Consider the following 17340-nt stretch of genomic DNA (forward strand, 5'->3'; position numbering starts at 1 on the left):
CGCCTCATCTCAAGATTTGCTCAAGAATCCTGGCCAGTCCTTAGAAGGCGAACGCCACCTCCAGCGCTTGGCCCGTACCCAGGGTGAGGCGGGCACTGACACGCGTGCCGTCGTCGAACACGTCAAAAGCGGTTGAACGCCCGACGCCGGAAGGCACCCAGGCGGGCGGCTCACCGCCGAGGTACACCAGGGAGACGAAGCAGCTGCGCTCCCCGGTAAGCCGCCCCTCCAGGTAGCCGCAGGCAGCGAAGGCGCCAAATGGCGATTCCCCCTCGCCCTGGTAGACGCCGCTGTCCGTGTATCCATGGAGGGGCCAAATCGCGGTGTGCAGCCTGCCATCGGTGAGGACATGGGCGCCATTTCTCCGGGGCAAAGGTGGGTCGGCGGGCAGCGGGTGGTGGTCGGCGAGCGCATATCCGCCGTCGCGGACGACGCCACCCCAATCAGAGCCGCCCAAACCGGCGGGGGCCGAAACGATGTGGACCCTCAATTCGTAACCGCCTGCCGCTGCGGTTCCTGTCGCTACCCGCCACGGAGAGCCGGCGGGATCCTGGGAGTCGCTCCACACCGGAGCGTGCCAGCTCGCGGCCTGTCCCTGTCCTGTTGTGAGCCGGTGGATCCGCGAGCGCCGGCTGGGCGTCGCGGCATCGTCGAGGACGGCGAAGTGGTTGTCAACGGGGTGCTCGGTGAAAAGCGGAGCGGTATGGCTTGAATACGCGAGCCTGCGGTAGAGGGGGTCGTCCGGTCCGGGGGCATAGAATTTGTCGCTGCCGTGGTTCAGGAGGCGGGCAATGCCGTCCCGGGCGGTGGAGTGAAGCAGGTAGTTGGGCGCTTCGGCATGCTTCAGCCCGTCCACCTCTTCCAACGGCGAGGGCTCCTCAACCGCCGTCCACACCGGGTGGTCAGCGGGCAGGAGCAGCCCCACGAAGGCTTTGGACGTCCAGTAGGGCGACGCCGGGCCGGAGTATTCCTGGGTCATCGGTTCAAAAGCGCCGAGCCACCCCAGGGACGGCAGGCCGCCGTCGTAAGCCCCGGCGTCCAGGAAGTACTTGGCGGCGCCGCTGGCGATCCTGCGGGTCTGGCCCGGGGTGAGCGGCGTGGCGCAGATCGCCTCGCCCATGAAGAGGGGCGCGATGGCTGCGTAGCGGTAGATCAGGGAGCGGCCCTGGAACACCGGGGCGCCGTTGGCGCCGAAGAACCTGACGTGGTCTTCCAGGAAAGCGGCGAGCCGGCTGCGGGAAATGTCCAGGCGGTGATCGGCTTGTGGATGGCGGCCGGCAGCAAATTCCGCCCACAGGATGGGGTACAGGTGCATGGCCCAGCCACAGTAGTAATCGAAGAAATCTCCGGTGCCCCCGTTGTCTCCGTCCCTGTACCAGCCCCCGCCGGCGTACCAGTCATCCAGCCTGTCGAGGCCGTGGTCGATGTGGGTTGCGTTGTGTTCGAACCCTGCACCGGCCAGGAACTCGGCAATCATGGCCTGGAAGAGCACCCAGTTGTTGTCCACGCAGGAGCTGCGGGAAGAACCCTGCAGCCAGCCGGCCACCTGCTCCTGCTGCCCTGCGGTAAGGGTGTCCCACAGCCAGGGCTTGGTCAGTTGGAGTCCAAGGACTATCGACGCCGCTTCCACCATGGGCTGGGATCGGTCGGTGATGGGCAGCCACGCTTCACGCCCGTCTTTCCGCGTGCCGTGGAGGAGTCCCTCGCGGTAAAGGTCGAGGTGGCCGAAGGGATCCCCGCCCTGCTCCCCCGCCACGCGGAACGCGGCCAGCAGGAACGTCCGGGCGAAGCCCTCCAGGCCGTCGGACTCAACGCCCGACGACGACGGGCGGCCGCCCAGCCGGATGGCCGCCTTCAGCGGGGAGAAGTATGGGCGCACCGCAAGGAGTTGCTGATCGGCGAAGGAAAGCCAGTGTTCCCGTGTCCAGCCAGTGATGGGGCTGAGGTTGAAATCCGGGGCGGGCATGGTGAAGCCGATGGACATGGGTCTCCTGCGGGGTAGTTCCAGCGTCACCACCCTAGGGGTGCCTGACACGGCCAGGGGCGAGCTGAACAATACTGAACACGCCCTGTGATGCAGTTCACATAAAGGGGACCGTGAGGAATCGTCGGCTGGCTGCGTCTTCTTCATGACGGCGAAACACACGCCGCAGCGAACCAAGCCGCAATGATCCATCGCAGCTTCCAACCGACAGGACTGATTGCCATGACGACCCAGACGCACACCCCCGCAGACGTTCCGGCCAAGAACACCACGGCAGCGGCCACCAACACTTCCGCACCTGGTGCCGGCACTCTTGAACTGAACGGCGCCCCGGCAGCGAACGGCGCCCCGGCGAACAAAGGCAAGGACGGCCGTGGAGCCACCACCGTTGCCGACGGTGTCGTGGCCAAGATCGCCGGCATCGCCATCCAGGAAATCCCGGGCGTCCATGCCCTTGGCGGCGGCGCTGCCCGTGCCATTGGCAACCTGCGCGAAAAGGTGGGCCAGAAGGATCTCACCCAGGGCGTCAGCGTCGAGGTCGGCCAGACCCAGGTGGCCGTGGACGTGACCCTGGTTGTTGAGTACCCGCACCCGCTCCAGGAAGTTGCGGACAACGCCCGCGATGCCGTTTACAACGCCATCGAGGACCTGGTGGGCATGGAAGTCACCGAGGTCAACATCACCATCACGGACATCCACGTTCCCTCCGAGGACGCTGAAGCGGACGACGCCGGCCGTGAGCCGAGGGTCGCATGAACCCCACGATCGCCGGCATAGCCATCGGAGCGGTCCTGGCCCTGGCAGGGTTGGCCTTTGGTTTCTGGGGCCTGCTGCTTACGGCTCTGTTCATGGGTGTCGGGGCTGTCCTGGGACGCTCCGCTGAGGGAAAGCTTGACCTGCGCGGCGTACTGGATGCGTTGCGGGGCAAGCGCTCCTCATCATGACGCGGGCCGGGAAGGGCAGCGTCAACACGGACAGTGCCAACAAGGGCAGCGTCAGCAAGGACAGTGCCGGAATGACACGGGCCGGAATGACACGGGCCGGGCATACCCGCATCACCCAGCAGGCCATCCGGAAGACCTTGGAATCCGTCACAGCCCAGGCGTTCCGGGTGGGGGCGGGCAACGTGGCCGCTGAACTGGAAGACGACGCCGGCAAGCTCGGGGTCAAGGTTTCAGTCAAGCTGTCGCTGCCGTCGCTCCTGGGACCGCGGACCACCACAAGCACTGTCTTCGAACAGGCCCGCGCGGCACGGACACAACTGGTGTCCCGCGGCCTGGAGCTCACTGGTTTGGAAATCGGCAGGGTCGACATCCGGCTCGCCGGAGCCAAGGGACAAGCCGGAAGCAAAGGCCAAGCCGTAGCCACGGGCAAAACCGAAACCAAGCGACAAGCCGGGGCCAAGAACCAACCCGGAACCAAGGGACAGATCCCGGAACAGCTGAGGGAAAGGAGAGTGCAATGAGCCAGGACCGAACCGTGCGCCGGATGATCCGCCGGGAAACGCACTCGTCGAGGGCTGTCCCGTCGATCATTTCCGCCTGCATCCTGCTGGTCGTTTTCCTGTGGCTCGCGGTCGAAGCCGTGCTGTGGATCCTCAAGGACCAGCCACTGCTGGCGAGTCCCGCACAAATGTTCCAGTGGCTGATCGACCTCCCGTCCACCACGCTCCCGGTCGGAATGGCAGCAGCCGGAGCGGGCCTCGGGATCCTGGGACTGGTGCTCCTCGGCGCAGGACTGGGCCGGGGCCGTAAGCCCCGACGTGCCTTGGAAAGCCAGCGCGCAGCAGTGGTGGTGGACGACGACGTGATTGCCGCCGCCGTTTCCAGCACCACCCGGCTTGCCGCCGGCCTCGCCCCAGGACAGGTGACCACCACCGTCGGTGGGCGGTCCGTACGCGTCCAGGCCCGTCCGACGTCGGGCGTTCCCCTGGACCTCGGGGCTGTTGCAACAGTGGTCGACGACGAACTGGCCGCCTTCGCGCTGGATCGCCGGGTCACGTCGAGTGTCAGGGTGATGAACCAAGGAGCCGTGGGGCAATGAGGCAGACAAACCGTGCACTGAACCGCATCATTCTTGCCCTCCTGGGTGTTGCTCTCCTGGGCGCCGGTGCCGCAGTCTTCGCGGCCGGAACCCTGTCGGGAGCAGCGGATACGTGGACAACGGTGGCGACATCGGGCCGCGACTACCTCAGGACCCTGGCGGGCACAGCTCCCCTTCCAGACCCCCTCCAGAGCTGGTGGCTGGTGGCAGGAATTGCTGTGCTGCTGGCCGGTGCGGCCTTCAGCGCAGCCTGGCTCGCCACCCAAGGTGGAGGACGAACTCCGCGCCTCGCAGAACAACTGGACGGACCTTCCGAAGCCGGCGGAGCCCTGGAAAACGCCGAAGCCAAAGGGGCCAACAACCTTGGCGGGTCCCGCGGCCGGACAGTAGTGGACGTAGGACTGGTTGCGGCAGCCATCCGGGAAGCCCTCAGCACGAACAGGGATGTCCTGGCCACGTCCGTCTCTGCCTGGGAATCACGGCGGGGAACCGCACTCCGGCTCCGCATCGAAGCCCGCAAGGGAAGTTCACCACGGGACCTTGCCAATACCGCAGAAGAACTCATCCGGGAAATAGATGCCCTGCTGGGACATCCAATGCCCGTCCTGGTCCGAATCACCAGCGGCGCCCGAACCCAGGTGTCTGGACCGCGACGAGCCCGGTAAACGAATGGAACGCACTTCTCTCCAACCGAACCATGCGCGGCACCACAGAGCACGCGCACCTCAAAGAAAAGGGAACACCATGGGAATCAACGACAAGATCAACAACGCCGCCACCGAGCACCTTGGCGCTGCCAAGGAAGGCGCCGGGAAACTGACCGGTGACGAGTCGTTGGAGCGCGAAGGCCAGCACGACCAGGCCCAGGCGAAGCTCCAGCAGGCAGGCGAGAAGGTCAAGGACGCTGCCGCCGACATCGGCGACAACATCAAGGAAGCAGCCCAGAAACTCAAAGAGGGTTTCACCAAGAAATAGGCATTTCCAGGGCCGGCTCCGCTACGCTTGCGGGGCCGGCCCCTTTCCACCCTTACTCCGACTCCCTGGGAAGGCAGAACGTGACTGGTTCACCCACGGCACAGCACCAACTGGACCTCGTTCCCGATGCCTTGCTGGCAGGCCGGGCCGCAGATGGTGACACGGCAGCTTTCGAAGCCTTGGCACGCCGGCATGGCCCCTTGATGCGTGCCACCGCCCGCCGATTGACCGGTAGCCTGGCGGACGCCGATGATGTGGTCCAGGAAACGTTGGTGCAGGCCTGGAAGCAGTTGGACACCCTTCGGGAGCCCGCGGCCGTCAAAGGCTGGCTGTTGAGGATCGTGGGCAGCCGCAGCATCGACCACCTCCGGAAACGACGCAATCATGTGGAGCTGGACACTGCGGAAAACCAACTCGACGACACGCCCCGGACGAAGGCCCAGGATCCCGAAAACAACGCTGTCAATGCCTCGCGGGTAGAGGCCCTCAAAGCCGCGCTCGCCGCACTCCCCGAGGAGCAACGGCGCTGTTGGGTCCTCAAGGAATTCAATGACCAGAGCTATGAGGAGATTGCGCTGACGTTGAACATCAGCCCAGCCAGTGTCCGCGGCCGGTTGGCCCGGGCACGGATCACGCTTGCACGCACTATGGAGGAATGGCGATGAACACCCCCAGCGACACCCTCGAATGCGGGCATAGCCTTGCCGATCTCAGCGCCTACCTGGACACAGGACAGATTGACGATCCCGCCCACCTGGAGATGTGCCCCGAATGCCAGTCCGCGTTGGCGTCCCTGCGCCGGCTCACTGAGCTCGGCGGCGACCTGCTCCGGTCCGATGTGGCAGACGCGGGCTCAGGCACGGACGACTGGATGCAGTCCATCCTGGACAATTTGCACTTGGAACTGCGGCCGGGACGGAACATCCCTTTAAGGGCCGAACACCCTGATGACACGCTGTGGGAAACCGAAGGAGCTGTTTCAGCCCTGATCCGGTCCGTGGCGGACGCACTTCCAGGGACAGCAGCGGGCAAATGCCGCCTGCAGGGAGATGTCACCACAGTGGGCGCCCCGATCACCGCGGAAGTGGAAATTGCCGTGGTGTACGGCCACTCCATGGAAGAACGCGCCGCCACCCTTCGCGACGAGTTGGCAAAGACCCTGGCCGTCCAGACTGAACTGAACATCCAGGCAATCGACATCACGGTCACTGATGTCCTTGAACCACTCAGCACCACAGACCAGCTGAACACGGAGGACCAGCCATGACGGAGTTTTTGGAAGCTGCGGACATGCCGCCCACAACCGGCCCGGGATCCCGGCCGGCAGCAGGGCAGGAATCCCACAAGGCCGCAGGGCCGGAATCCCAAAAGGCCGCAGGGCCCGTAACCGCGCCCACAACCGCACCCACGGCGTCTGCAATCCCCGCACCGGCCACGGTTACGGTCCTGGCTGAGGAACTGCTCGGTGTAGTCCAGGCCGTGGACGGTGTCCATGCGGTATATCCGGCCCAGCCACTGTGGCAGTCCATAGCCGGCGCGGCCATAGCCGCCGTCACAGGTGAGGCACTTCCCCTGATCGGGCTGGCCGAAACCGCCGAGGTCCTGGCGGTGAAAGTCCGGATCGGCGTGGATGCGTCGCGCCCGGCTCCGGTCGTAACGCGTGAAGCAGCCGCGGCAATCCGCCAGCACCTGCTCCCCCGGGCCGCCGTCGTCGAGATTTCCGTGGTGAAACTGGACAGTTAGGCGTTGGGGGTCCACGCCGCCGGGTTCTGGTTCATAATGAACAAACTGAACACAAGTGAACTTGATAGGCGGACATCTGCATGCTGACCGAGGATCGTCAACAGCTCATCCTGAGGGAACTGGCCTTGAACGGCTCCCTCAACGCCAGCGAATTCGCGGCGAAACTGGGCACCTCGGGGATGACCGTTCGCCGCGACCTCGCTGTTCTCGCCGGGCAAGGACTGCTGGAACGCGTCCATGGCGGCGCCGTCGCGGCGAACGGCAAGACTCCGGCAGGGCAGGCACCCCGGCCCGCATCGTCCTGGCGGCCGGGCGGGAGGAGGCCTTTGGCGACCATCGGGATGATCGTACCGTCGGCGTCGTACTACTTCCCGGGCGTCATCCGCGGCGCAGAAGCGGCGGCGCAGGAAGCCGGCGTCCGGCTGGTGCTGGGTGTCACCAACTATTCAGATGCCGAGGAGCGACGACAACTGCGGCGGCTGTACGAACACGGCGTGGACGGCATCCTCATCACACCCAGTGCACAATCCTTGGCCGGAACCGAAACGCTGGACCTGCTGGCAGAGGCCGGGGTGCCGGTGGTTGTAGTGGAGCGGTCCATTGACGACGCGCTGGATCACGGCAGGCTCGAAGCGGTGCGGAGCGACCACGTCCGCGGTGCGGAGATCGCCGTGAACCACCTGCTGGGCCTTGGCCACCAAAAGATTGCCATTTGCTTGCGTGAAAACAGTCCTACGGCTCCGCAGCTCATCGACGGCTTCCACCTTGCCATGCAGCGCGCCGGGCACACCCGGGACGAGACGATGGTACGGGCCATGTCCCGCGCCCAAAACGATCCCCAAGCCCACAGGGAACTGGTGGACCGCATCCTGGATTGGTGCGCTTCAGCGCAAGTGACGGCAGCTGTTGTCCACACAGACGAGGACGCACTCCAGTTCGTCAGCGCCTGCCTTGAGCGGCAGATCCGAGTGCCTGAGGACTTCGCAATCGTCTCCTACGACGACGAGATTGCAGCCCTCGGCGCCGTGCCGCTCACCGCCGTGGCACCGCCCAAATACGACGTCGGCCACCAGGCTTTGGTGATGTGCCTGAGCCGGATCGGGGCGCGGCGCGGAAGCACCTCGGCGTTGCAACGGGTAAACCTGTCCCCGGCCCTGGAAGTCCGCGGCTCCACGCAGCCCTAGTTCCTGCCGGGCTCCTCCCCAAGCCCCACACCCCCGAGCCAACTCCGCCCACCGGCACGCCGAGATGGCAGTTAATCCCAATGTTGGGCGCCAACATTGTCTTTAAGTGCCACCTCGGCGGGGGCCGATCTGTTTACTTCTGTTCAGTTTGTTGATGATGTTCACTTTTGTGGATTTCATAGTGCCTAGTCCGTAAGTGCCCCGGAGCACACCACGACTTTCGCATCGTGAACTTCAAAGGAGAACAGAATGAAGCGTCGCCAGCTTCTGCTTGGAGCAGCCAGCCTCATGGCCAGTGCTGCACTCGTCACCGGCTGTGGCAGTACCCCGGCCGCCACGCCAAACCCCACCCCCGTGGAAGACCCCATCGGCAACATCACGTTCTGGTCCTCCATGGCCGGCATGGACAAAGTGGCAGAGGCCTTCAACGCCAGCCAGGACAAGATCAAGGTCACCTTCGAAACCATTCCCAACGGCGGCGCCGGCGGTTATGCGAAGCTCTCCACTGCCATCACCGCAGGCAACGGTCCGGACGTTGCCACCATCGAATACCCGCAGTTGCCCCAGTTCGTGAGCAACGGCCAGCTCCAGCCGCTGGACGGTTACATCAACAAGGCTGAAACCGTGGACAAGCTCACGGACGAAACCAAAGCTTTGGTGCAGTTCGGCGAGCAGACCTACGCACTTCCCTACGATGCTGCGCCGATGATCATGTGGTACCGCAAGGACATGCTGGACAAGGCCGGCGTTTCCACGCCCAAGACCTGGCAGGAATTCGAGGAGGCCGGCAGGAAGCTCAAGGCCGTTGCCCCCGAAGCACACCTGGCCAGTTTCAACCCGAACGAGGCCGCGCTCACCGCCGCACTGTCCTGGCAGGCCGGCGGCAAGTGGTTCGGCACCGAAGGCGACAGCTGGAAGGTGGGTGTCAATGACGAGCCCACCAAGAAGGTCGCCACCTACTGGCAGAAGCTGATCGACCAGAAGATCGTCAAGGTCCAGCAGTCCTTCAGCGACGAGTGGTCCGCAGACCTGGCGAGCGGCGCCGTCGTCGGAGTCCTGGGCGCCAATTGGAGCGCCACCGGTATCCAGAAGCGGACCGAGGCCAGCGGCCAGAAGGGGCAGTGGATCGCCGCCGAAGTCCCGAACTGGGGCACTCCCGCTGACGCGTTCTACGGCGGTTCCAGTTTCAACATCACCAAGAGCAGCAAGAATCCGGCTGCAGCGGCCAAGTTCATCGAGTTCCTCGCCACCAGCAAGGAGGCCGTCACTGCCCGCGGCAACACCGGCTCCGCCTTCCTCGCCTTCCCGGGCCTGACCCCCGTGGCGCAGAAAGCCTTCGATGCCAGCTACTTCGGCAACGACATCTATGAAGTCTTCGGCAAGGCCTATTCCACCATCACCCCGGGTTGGCAGTGGGGCCCCAACTGGGACATCACCAACACCGCACTCAAGGACGCCTACGGCACGCTGACCAGCGGCGGCAAGGTACTCGACGCCGTCGATACCGCCCAGGACGCAACAGTGGCCGGACTCAAGCAGAACGGCCTCTCCGTCAAGGAGTAGGCCCGCAAGGCAGGGCGGCCCAACCAAAGGCCGCCCTGCCAGCGAGGAGAATCATCATGGCCAACCCGTCCACAACACCAGCGATGTCCGCAGAAGCCACCGACGTCGGACTTCCGTTCCCCCGCAAGCCCCGGGCCATGTCCGGAACCGGCGGCCGCACCGCTGCCCTCTTCCTGACCCCCTTCTTCACGATCTTCGCTCTCGCCATGGTGGCACCGGTGATCTACGCCATCGTGCTCAGCTTCTTCGCCCAGCAGAAATCCGGACTCGGCTTCGGTGAGGCCAAGACCGCGTTCGTAGGCCTGGAAAACTACCTCCAGGTCCTGCAGTCCGAGAGCTTCGTGGGCGGTATCGGACGCCTCGCCCTGTACTGCCTGATCTACATTCCCTGCATGGTGGGCGGCGCCCTGGTGTTCGCGCTTTTGCTCGACGCTGCGGTGGCACGGGCCAGGAAGCTGTTCCAGTTGCTCGTCTTCCTCCCCCACGCGGTCCCCGGAGTTATTGCAGCGCTGGTCTGGGCCTACCTCTACACACCCGGCGTGAGTCCGATCGTCTCCGTCCTGGAAACCGGTGGAATCTCGCTGAACTTCCTGGACAACCAGCTGATCCTGCCGTCCATCGTGAACATCGCCGTCTGGGAATGGACGGGCTACAACGTGATCGTGCTGTTCACCGCGCTCCAAGCCGTACCGCGGGAAACCCTGGAAGCCGCGCGCGTGGACGGGGCAGGCGAAATCCGGGCGGCCGTCAGCATCAAGCTCCCCCTGATCCTGCCCGCGTTGAGCGTCATCATGCTCTTCACGGTGATCGGCACGCTCCAACTCTTCACGGAGCCTTCCATCATCTCCAAGGCCACAGCCTCGGTCACCAGCACGTGGGTGCCCAACATGTGGGCCTACGACGCCGCGTTCAACCGTCACAACCTCAACCAGGCCGCGGCGGCCTCCATCATCATCGCGCTCATGGCGGCAGTCCTTTCATGGGCCGTGACGCGCTTCAGTTCAAGGAACACAGCATGAGCACCGCCACGATCTCCCGTACCGGCAGCGAAACTCCCATGCCGTCACAAAGCAGGCGCCGGCGCGCCCGTAACGGCAGCTTCGCAAGCACGTTCACCGTGAACGCGCTGCTGATCCTGGGCTGCGCCTACATGGTGCTTCCCGTGGTGTGGCTGTTCTTCGCCTCAACCAAGAACACCGCGGACCTGTATGGAACAGCCGCCTACGCTTTTGGCGAACCGGCCTTCTTCGAGAACGTCATGGCAGTCCTGAACCAGGACGGCGGGATGTTCCTCCGGTGGATGGCGAACTCCATGTTCTACGCCGCTTTCGGAGCAATCCTTGGCGGCCTCATCTCCGTGATGGCTGGCTACGCGTTCGACAAATTCCAGTTCCGCGGTAAGGACTCGTTCTTCGGAATTGTCCTGGTGGGGGTGCTGATTCCCAACACCGCCACAGTGCTCCCCATGTATCTGTTGGCCTCCGTTTTCGGCATCACCAACACCATCTGGGCCATCCTCATTCCGGTGCTCTGCAACCCGTTCGGCGTCTACCTGGCCAGGGTGTACTCGGCAGCCTACGTTCCCGCCGAGACCCTGGAAGCTGCCCGCGTTGATGGAGCCGGACCCATCCGGTCCTTCTTCTCCTTGGGCCTTCCCATGATGATGCCCGGGTACATCACCATCGCACTGTTCCAGTTTGTGGGCGTGTGGAACAACTTCATGCTGCCCTTGGTGATGCTGCAAGACCAGAAGTTGCTGCCGGTCAGCGTCGGCATCTCCATCTGGCAGGGGTATTCCATCCCTCAACCGGAGTTCACGCCCATGGTCATTACGGGCTCGCTGCTTTCGATCATTCCGTTGCTGCTGGCGTTCATCATGCTGCAGCGCTTCTGGAAATCGGGTCTCACGGCAGGGAGCGTCAAGTGAGGTTGAATGTTGCCCTGGCCATGCCGGCCCACACCGCGCGGGCGGTGTTTCCCTCCAGGAGCCTGGATCCCCTGGAGCCGGCGCTGACGCTGCTGAGCCGGGACCCCATCGAGGACTTCACGACGCCGGATGGCCGCGCCGTGTTGTCAGAGGCGGACATCCTCATCACCGGCTGGGGCTGTCCGATGATCGACCACGCTGTCCTGGACGCTGCACCCCGGCTCAGCTATGTACTCCATGCCGCCGGCAGCGTGAAACACCACGTCGGAGATGCCTGCTGGGAACGCGGCCTCCAAGTCAGCTCCGCTGCAGACGCCAACGCCGTCCCGGTTGCCGAGTACACCGTGGCCATGATCATCCTTGCCAACAAACGGGTCCTGCAGATCGCCCGTGCCCTGCACACCACCCGGACCGACGTCCTGGCCGAGCAACTTTTCCCGGACATGGGCAACTACCGCAAGCGTGTAGGAATCATCGGAGCCTCGAAGATCGGCAGGCACGTGATCAGGTTGCTGGCACCCTACGACCTGGAAGTGGTGGTTGCCGACCCCTATCTTTCCCCCGAGGAAGCGGAAGTCCTCGGCGTCGGACTCGTCAGCCTGGAGGAGTTGGTAGCTCACAGTGATGTGGTCAGCCTCCATGCGCCGTCGCTGCCGTCCACCAGGAACCTCATGGACGCCGGGTTGATCGAGCGGATGCGGCCGGGCGCTACCTTCATCAACACCTCCCGCGGCGAACTCGTGGACCAGGATGCGCTGCTCGCCAGGGTGGAACGCGGCGACCTCTACGCGATCCTTGACGTGACCACCCCGTGGGTGCTGCCTGCCGGCTCCCGCTTCTACACGCACCCCAACGTACTGCTCACCCCGCACGTGGCGGGGTCGCTGGGCAATGAGTTGGAGCGCATGGCGGCGAGCGCAGTGAATGAGGCGCTGCGGTTGTCCCGCGGGGAGGCCCTGCAGTACCCGGTGAAACTGGAGGACCTGGCGATTATGGCGTGAGCGCCGTACACGTACTGCCAGCAGCGAAGCCAGCAGCGCAAAGCGACAAACCGTAAAGGCGAACAAGCGCACGACGGCGACCTGCCGCCGTCGTGCGCTTGTTGCCTTTTAGCTGTTGCTTCCTTAGCGGGCGTCCTTCTTGGCTTGTCGCTGGGCGCCTTGGGACTGGCTGGAGGCGTCGCGCTTCACGCCGCCGGTGGTCTTTTGGTGGGAACGGGCGCGGCCCGAATCCGTGGCTGACTTGGCGCCTCCCCCCGAGGACCCAGGTCCAGTGGACTTGCCCGCGCTGGCTCGTTCCAGCCGTTCGTCCTTCAAGGCCTCGGCAGCTTCATGGGCCTGGCGCGCCAGTTCCGTGCTGACAATCGAGAGTGCCTCTTCGAACACGAATGCACGGGCACGTGCCTTGTCTGACTTGTTCGATGCAGCTCCGCGGCCGCCGGCTTCCAGGACCTCGTCAGCGGCTTTGCGTCGATAGTTGGTGGTGTATTTGTTGCGGGCCCGCCGAACCCGTTTGTGAAGTTGCAGCAGGCCTTCCTCATCGAGGAGCTCAAGCCTGGCTGGCTCCAATTCGCGAATCAAATCAAGTTGATCTTGCTTCAACACCCACAGATATTGGTCCATTTGCCGATACTTGCACACCTCCCTGACGAGGGGTAGGGGGTTTGGGAGTTCTCATCCGAAGCGGGGGATGGCATTGGATCACTCGAAGAGTTCCGGGGCCGCGGTGAGGGCAACGTAAGCCCACACGTCCAGGCCCAAAGGCTCCAATGCTTCAGCAACAGCCCTGCGGACGGCGTCTTCCTCGCCCACGTTCCACTCGGATCCGGACACCACAAAATCAACCTCAACGTACAGCTTCCGCCCTACCTTCCCGGACCGGATGAGCGGTTCCTGCAGCCCGTATTCCGCCCGGACGCCCTGTATCGCTTGGGTGATGGCGGCGTCCAACTCTTTGGACGGCGCACCTTCGAGGAGCTCGTTCAACCCGGTCCGGATCAATCCGATAGGGATGTACGCCAGGATCAGGCAGGCCAGCAGGACCAAAACCGGGTCAACGTAGAGGGCAACATCGTTCAGCCCAAGGCCCTGCAGAACCAATGCCACCCCCGCGCCCAGGAGCATCATGACGCTGAGGATGGCCCCCGCCCGCCATTGCGCGATTTCAGCCACCACCAGGTCCGAGTCCGGTGCCGCCCGCCGCATCCACGCGGCCACCCCGAATCCAATAGCCGCTGTGGCAGCCCCATAGATGGCGATGATCGCGGCGCTGACCGGAGAACCGCCGTCGCGTATGACCACCACGGCATCGCCCGCTGCCACCAGCAACGTCCCCGCCACCGCCAGGCCCTGGATGAGCACTACCAGCGGCGTCAGGGCGTCACGGCCAAAGGGGAAGCGGCGCGTGGGGCCACCGGCAGAAGCGGAAGATGCCTTGAGGGAGATCGCGGTGAGCACCAGCCCAATGCCCATGTAGGCGCCGTCGAACACAATGATTCTTGTCCCGCTGAGCACCCCCAACACCAGGGCCCCTGCGGCAGACACAGCGGAGACCCACAAAGAAGCCCGCAAAGCGCGCCGCTCGGCCCCCAACTGCACGGTAGGCATCAGTCGTTCCGGGTGGCGAGGGCGTCCAGCAAGCGGATGAAGACAGCGATCCAGCCATAGATGATCACGAACGCAATGAGCTCGAATGCCGTGAGGTTGAAGTAACCCACCGGGTAGAACAGCACCAGCGACACGATCAGGGCCGCGAGGAAACTGCCGCACACCAGGAAAAACCGGCGGGGCAGGCCACGGAGGATGAAGGGCGAGGCAAGGAGCAGCAAGATGAACACCACCGCCATCCCGGAGGCGAACAAGGTATGGATCAGGAAGCTGACGGACAACGGGACCACGCCCACCCCGGCCAGCAACAACCCCATGGCCACGAACGCACCCGAGCAAAGTCCTGCGCTCCAAGGCTTGACCAGCACGCCCTGGGCGATGAGGGAACGCAAATCACGGTCCAAATAGACGGCGAAGGTGGTGATGAAGAATCCGGCCACGATCAGCGACAGATTAAAGAGTCCACTGGACGCCCCGCCCACAGTGCCGAGCTGGCTGAAGTGGTACTCCCACCATTTGGGATCCTGCGACGTCGCCATGCTGGCCACGATGCTCATCACCATGAACAGGACCAGGAGACCGGACAGTTTGCGGGTGCTGATGTCGTACACCGACAGGTAAATCCAGTAGGCAGCCAGGCCTGACACGACTGCCATCCCCACGGTGGCCGCATAGATATCCACGGTGAGCCCCTGGAAGCTGCGCTGCAGAAGAAGGAAAACCGCGACAGTTGCGATCGCTGCGATCAGGGCATGGACCAAGGCCACCGTTGAGGCGTCCACAATGAATTTCCAGGCCGGCAGGCCAAGCCGCCAGTGCTGATCCGGCTGATACCGCGAACGCCAGTACCCGATATACGCCGAGGCCAACCCCAGCACCAGAACAGCGCCCGCAGACACCAAGCCCAAGGAGACACCGCCCCATAAGGGAGGGGTACGGCCAAAGAAAATGAGCAATCCTGCGAGCCCGGCCACCACTGCGGCGGAAGAAGCAGCCAGGAGTGCCTCGGACTCGTTCGCCAGGCGGCGGTGCTGGGAACCGGGAAGTGTTGAGCCGGGCTGTGCTGAACCGGGCTGTGCTGAACCGGGCTGTATTGAACCGGGCTGTGCTGAACCGGGCTGTGCTGAACCCGGCTGTGCTGAACCCAGCGGTGCTGAACCCAGCGGTGTTGAATCCGGCGGTGTTGGACCCTGGCTGGGCGGGCCTGCCAGCGCTGGCGGGTCCGCGGGTACTGTCGCCGAAGCGGCAGGGATGCCCGACGCCGGTTCGGTCACGGCGCGGTTCTTCCGACGGAGCCGCTCCGGTCCTCGTGCGGGTTCCCTCGCGCTTCCTGCTGCGCGCCCCGGCCATCTTCCTCCGGAGAGAGCCGAAGCCAGGCTCTCGCTTCAGCAGCAGAAGTGAAGAATTGGGTGGGGCAAGGTGGCTCTTGGACCGCCAATTGGTAGTCGGCGAGCATGCGGTCCACTGGGTTGTTTCCCAGGAGGGCAATCCTGGAGGCAGCACAGGGCTCAACAAAAACATCGCGGGCCGCGCGGCTGAGGTGGGCAGTCTCGGCCATGGTCACCAAGAGCGGATACCTGCTGCCGGCAGCGAGATCATTGACGGCCTCGACGGCGGCACGGGCGTTGGCGGCCTCGATCCGCACGCCAGGTTTCCACGCCAGGAACATGATGTCTTCCGGTTCGAATCCGATGACGTAATCGCAATGGTCCTGCTGAGCCATGGAAGCATCTCCCTCTCTGCGGCCCTGGCCAGGGCGACACGATCTGACTCAACCCTGCACCCCGGGACAATCACCCTGTCTCATCCAAAAAGAATGATCTTTGGGTGCGCTGACGGTTGGAGTCCCGTCGGCGCTGCCCGGCCACTCAGCCCGCAGCGGATTCTCCCGCCGCCGATCCCGCCGACTCTTCCGCCGCCGTCGTCGCATACGAGGCCGAGACGCGTCGGTAAACCGGAGTCAGGAAGGCGAGCAGCGCCACGGCAATCATGATGAGGCCCGCGGCCAGGAAGACCAAGGCGATGCCACGGGAAATCCCTTCTCCCAGCAGCGGTTCCAGTTGTGCTGCGCCCTCGGATGACCGTGCGTAGGGGATGATCCAGAACTGGGCGATCGGAGCGATGAGGAAGGCGGTGATGGGTGCAGCCGCGGACTCGAACGCCATGGCGAAGCCGAACACCCGCCCTTGCCGGGGCAAGGGAACTACCTTTTGGATGACGGTTTGTTCGGCCGCCTCCACTACGGGGACCAAGGCCATGTACAGCCAGATCCCTGCGATGTAGAGCCAGGCCCACTCCCGCACGGTGAACAGTGCACCGATCAAGCCCATGAGCATCACTGCGATCAACATGGTGCGCAAGGGGTTGGAGCCGAGTCCGAACTTGCCAATCAAGGCGCCGCCAACAACAAACCCGGTGGCTCCCACGGCAAAGACCGTTCCCCACATTTCCACGGAGAACATTTCCAGTCCGTAAGGATCCATCAGGGCCATGTAGACCCCGCCAATGAAGTTGTTGAACGTTGAGAAGAGGATCAGGGCAAACAGTCCGGATATCGCCATGACTGCAGCCCACGAACCTCGCAGGTCGAATCCGCCTTCCGCGTCGGAGGCCGCTGCCCGTACTTCCTCGGGCATCCGCAGTGTGAGGAGATGCGCGAAGGCCACTGCGGTGAGCACCAGGGCCACAACCACGGTCCACCCCATGCCCAGCAGCCCCACGGACAACCCCGATAGCACCGAGGTCACAATGAACATGAGCCCTTGCACCATGCCCACCAGACCGTTTGCGTTGGGCCGGCGGTCGGGTTCGATCAGGATGGTGACCGTGGTGGACAGCGCGATGTTGCGCATGTTCTCCACCACAGCACCTATCAGGATGATCATGGTGAAGATCCAGAACCAGGGCTGCGTCAGGTCCAGCAGCGCTTCTTCGGGCGTCAGCAGGAACATGATCCCGGACAGGACGAACATCACCAGGGTGAACATGGCCGCGAAGCGCATCACGGCCAGTTTCCGATACCGGTCCACGAAGGTGCCGAAGCTGATGCTGGAGAGCGCGATCAACAACATGTACGCACCGCCGATCACCCCTGTGGCGATCACATTGCGGGATTCCAGATACACCCAAAAGGTCAACGCGAACCAGAGATAGCTCGTGGTGATATTGGCGATCGCCGTGTTGATCAGGATCCCGGTGAAGGTGCGGGACCTTTGTGCCGGGGTTCGTACGGAGAGATCGATGGTGTCAGTAGACGCGGCGGCGGACGGTTCCTGCTCGGTCATGCGATCCAGTAAACCACCGGGTCCAACGGCC

Annotated in this window: 20 protein-coding genes; 14 read left to right on the forward strand and 6 right to left on the reverse strand. The window is 64.1% G+C overall.

The features are described 5' to 3' along the window. Positions 1-40: 40 nt before the first annotated feature. The gene (locus BLQ01_RS18045; protein WP_091553307.1) at positions 41-1984 is read right to left on the reverse strand and encodes a DUF2264 domain-containing protein; all 1944 of its coding nucleotides are present in this window, start codon (positions 1982-1984) and stop codon (positions 41-43) included. Between the two features lie 222 nt (positions 1985-2206). On the opposite strand from BLQ01_RS18045, the gene BLQ01_RS18050 reads away from it, so the two are divergent. From BLQ01_RS18050 to BLQ01_RS18115, 14 genes are all read left to right on the forward strand, one after another. After that, positions 2207-2740: an Asp23/Gls24 family envelope stress response protein gene (locus tag BLQ01_RS18050; protein WP_026548522.1), complete on the forward strand. Its 534-nt coding sequence runs from the start codon at positions 2207-2209 to the stop codon at positions 2738-2740. After that, positions 2737-2928: a DUF2273 domain-containing protein gene (locus BLQ01_RS18055; protein ID WP_091553310.1), complete on the forward strand. Its 192-nt coding sequence runs from the start codon at positions 2737-2739 to the stop codon at positions 2926-2928. Before BLQ01_RS18050 ends, BLQ01_RS18055 begins: the two co-directional genes overlap by 4 nt. Continuing rightward, positions 2925-3449 (forward strand): hypothetical protein, encoded by a 525-nt coding sequence (locus BLQ01_RS22725; RefSeq protein ID WP_254779522.1) that lies wholly within the window; start codon positions 2925-2927, stop codon positions 3447-3449. Before BLQ01_RS18055 ends, BLQ01_RS22725 begins: the two co-directional genes overlap by 4 nt. After that, entirely contained in the window at positions 3446-4027 is a 582-nt protein-coding gene (locus BLQ01_RS18065) for a hypothetical protein (RefSeq protein ID WP_091553311.1), read from the forward strand. Before BLQ01_RS22725 ends, BLQ01_RS18065 begins: the two co-directional genes overlap by 4 nt. Continuing rightward, positions 4024-4692: a hypothetical protein gene (locus BLQ01_RS18070; RefSeq protein WP_091553314.1), complete on the forward strand. Its 669-nt coding sequence runs from the start codon at positions 4024-4026 to the stop codon at positions 4690-4692. The genes BLQ01_RS18065 and BLQ01_RS18070 overlap by 4 nt, the downstream gene beginning before the upstream one ends. Positions 4693-4771: 79 nt before the next feature. Then, positions 4772-5002 carry a CsbD family protein gene (locus BLQ01_RS18075; protein WP_026543072.1) on the forward strand — a complete coding sequence of 77 codons (231 nt, stop codon included), beginning with the start codon at positions 4772-4774 and terminating at the stop codon, positions 5000-5002. 80 nt (positions 5003-5082) lie between these two features. Next, a complete protein-coding gene (locus BLQ01_RS18080) occupies positions 5083-5667 on the forward strand; it encodes an RNA polymerase sigma factor (RefSeq protein WP_051421027.1) in 585 nt (194 codons plus the stop codon). After that, on the forward strand, positions 5664-6269 hold the full coding sequence (locus tag BLQ01_RS18085) for an Asp23/Gls24 family envelope stress response protein (protein ID WP_091553319.1): 606 nt from the start codon (positions 5664-5666) through the stop codon (positions 6267-6269). The genes BLQ01_RS18080 and BLQ01_RS18085 overlap by 4 nt, the downstream gene beginning before the upstream one ends. Further along, complete coding sequence (locus BLQ01_RS18090; protein WP_254779523.1) at positions 6266-6745, forward strand: hypothetical protein; 480 nt, start codon at positions 6266-6268, stop codon at positions 6743-6745. Before BLQ01_RS18085 ends, BLQ01_RS18090 begins: the two co-directional genes overlap by 4 nt. A gap of 80 nt (positions 6746-6825) precedes the next feature. After that, positions 6826-7929, forward strand: a complete 1104-nt coding sequence (locus tag BLQ01_RS18095) for a substrate-binding domain-containing protein (protein ID WP_091553321.1) — start codon at positions 6826-6828, stop codon at positions 7927-7929. A gap of 249 nt (positions 7930-8178) precedes the next feature. Continuing rightward, positions 8179-9492 carry an ABC transporter substrate-binding protein gene (locus BLQ01_RS18100; RefSeq protein ID WP_091553324.1) on the forward strand — a complete coding sequence of 438 codons (1314 nt, stop codon included), beginning with the start codon at positions 8179-8181 and terminating at the stop codon, positions 9490-9492. 56 nt (positions 9493-9548) lie between these two features. Then, positions 9549-10511 (forward strand): carbohydrate ABC transporter permease, encoded by a 963-nt coding sequence (locus BLQ01_RS18105; protein ID WP_254779524.1) that lies wholly within the window; start codon positions 9549-9551, stop codon positions 10509-10511. Continuing rightward, positions 10508-11419 (forward strand): carbohydrate ABC transporter permease, encoded by a 912-nt coding sequence (locus BLQ01_RS18110; protein WP_091553328.1) that lies wholly within the window; start codon positions 10508-10510, stop codon positions 11417-11419. Before BLQ01_RS18105 ends, BLQ01_RS18110 begins: the two co-directional genes overlap by 4 nt. Next, positions 11416-12420 carry a hydroxyacid dehydrogenase gene (locus BLQ01_RS18115; protein ID WP_091553330.1) on the forward strand — a complete coding sequence of 335 codons (1005 nt, stop codon included), beginning with the start codon at positions 11416-11418 and terminating at the stop codon, positions 12418-12420. The genes BLQ01_RS18110 and BLQ01_RS18115 overlap by 4 nt, the downstream gene beginning before the upstream one ends. Positions 12421-12543: 123 nt before the next feature. Here BLQ01_RS18115 and BLQ01_RS18120 read toward each other — a convergent pair whose 3' ends face one another. From BLQ01_RS18120 to BLQ01_RS18140, 5 genes are all read right to left on the reverse strand, one after another. After that, positions 12544-13041: a hypothetical protein gene (locus BLQ01_RS18120; RefSeq protein WP_091553333.1), complete on the reverse strand. Its 498-nt coding sequence runs from the start codon at positions 13039-13041 to the stop codon at positions 12544-12546. A gap of 78 nt (positions 13042-13119) precedes the next feature. Beyond that, positions 13120-14025 (reverse strand): cation diffusion facilitator family transporter, encoded by a 906-nt coding sequence (locus tag BLQ01_RS18125; protein ID WP_026543082.1) that lies wholly within the window; start codon positions 14023-14025, stop codon positions 13120-13122. Further along, entirely contained in the window at positions 14025-15299 is a 1275-nt protein-coding gene (locus tag BLQ01_RS22810) for a DUF998 domain-containing protein (RefSeq protein ID WP_091553335.1), read from the reverse strand. Before BLQ01_RS22810 ends, BLQ01_RS18125 begins: the two co-directional genes overlap by 1 nt. After that, entirely contained in the window at positions 15296-15748 is a 453-nt protein-coding gene (locus BLQ01_RS18135) for a DUF7793 family protein (protein ID WP_254779525.1), read from the reverse strand. Before BLQ01_RS18135 ends, BLQ01_RS22810 begins: the two co-directional genes overlap by 4 nt. Positions 15749-15893: 145 nt before the next feature. After that, positions 15894-17309, reverse strand: a complete 1416-nt coding sequence (locus BLQ01_RS18140; protein ID WP_091553338.1) for an MFS transporter — start codon at positions 17307-17309, stop codon at positions 15894-15896. Positions 17310-17340 lie beyond the last annotated feature (31 nt).

Source organism: Arthrobacter sp. UNCCL28, assembly GCF_900102805.1.
Classification (GTDB): domain Bacteria; phylum Actinomycetota; class Actinomycetes; order Actinomycetales; family Micrococcaceae; genus Arthrobacter; species Arthrobacter nicotinovorans_A.

Coding starts and splice junctions, on each gene's coding strand:
- BLQ01_RS18085 (WP_091553319.1), top strand. CDS start 5,664: ATGAACACCCCCAGCGACACCCTCGAATGCGGGCATAGCCTTGCCGAT.
- BLQ01_RS18070 (WP_091553314.1), top strand. CDS start 4,024: ATGAGGCAGACAAACCGTGCACTGAACCGCATCATTCTTGCCCTCCTG.
- BLQ01_RS18135 (WP_254779525.1), bottom strand. CDS start 15,748: ATGGCTCAGCAGGACCATTGCGATTACGTCATCGGATTCGAACCGGAA.
- BLQ01_RS18125 (WP_026543082.1), bottom strand. CDS start 14,025: ATGCCTACCGTGCAGTTGGGGGCCGAGCGGCGCGCTTTGCGGGCTTCT.
- BLQ01_RS18140 (WP_091553338.1), bottom strand. CDS start 17,309: ATGACCGAGCAGGAACCGTCCGCCGCCGCGTCTACTGACACCATCGAT.
- BLQ01_RS18090 (WP_254779523.1), top strand. CDS start 6,266: ATGACGGAGTTTTTGGAAGCTGCGGACATGCCGCCCACAACCGGCCCG.
- BLQ01_RS18065 (WP_091553311.1), top strand. CDS start 3,446: ATGAGCCAGGACCGAACCGTGCGCCGGATGATCCGCCGGGAAACGCAC.
- BLQ01_RS18045 (WP_091553307.1), bottom strand. CDS start 1,984: ATGTCCATCGGCTTCACCATGCCCGCCCCGGATTTCAACCTCAGCCCC.
- BLQ01_RS18075 (WP_026543072.1), top strand. CDS start 4,772: ATGGGAATCAACGACAAGATCAACAACGCCGCCACCGAGCACCTTGGC.
- BLQ01_RS18105 (WP_254779524.1), top strand. CDS start 9,549: ATGGCCAACCCGTCCACAACACCAGCGATGTCCGCAGAAGCCACCGAC.
- BLQ01_RS18095 (WP_091553321.1), top strand. CDS start 6,826: ATGCTGACCGAGGATCGTCAACAGCTCATCCTGAGGGAACTGGCCTTG.
- BLQ01_RS18055 (WP_091553310.1), top strand. CDS start 2,737: ATGAACCCCACGATCGCCGGCATAGCCATCGGAGCGGTCCTGGCCCTG.
- BLQ01_RS18110 (WP_091553328.1), top strand. CDS start 10,508: ATGAGCACCGCCACGATCTCCCGTACCGGCAGCGAAACTCCCATGCCG.
- BLQ01_RS18100 (WP_091553324.1), top strand. CDS start 8,179: ATGAAGCGTCGCCAGCTTCTGCTTGGAGCAGCCAGCCTCATGGCCAGT.
- BLQ01_RS22725 (WP_254779522.1), top strand. CDS start 2,925: ATGACGCGGGCCGGGAAGGGCAGCGTCAACACGGACAGTGCCAACAAG.
- BLQ01_RS18050 (WP_026548522.1), top strand. CDS start 2,207: ATGACGACCCAGACGCACACCCCCGCAGACGTTCCGGCCAAGAACACC.
- BLQ01_RS18120 (WP_091553333.1), bottom strand. CDS start 13,041: ATGGACCAATATCTGTGGGTGTTGAAGCAAGATCAACTTGATTTGATT.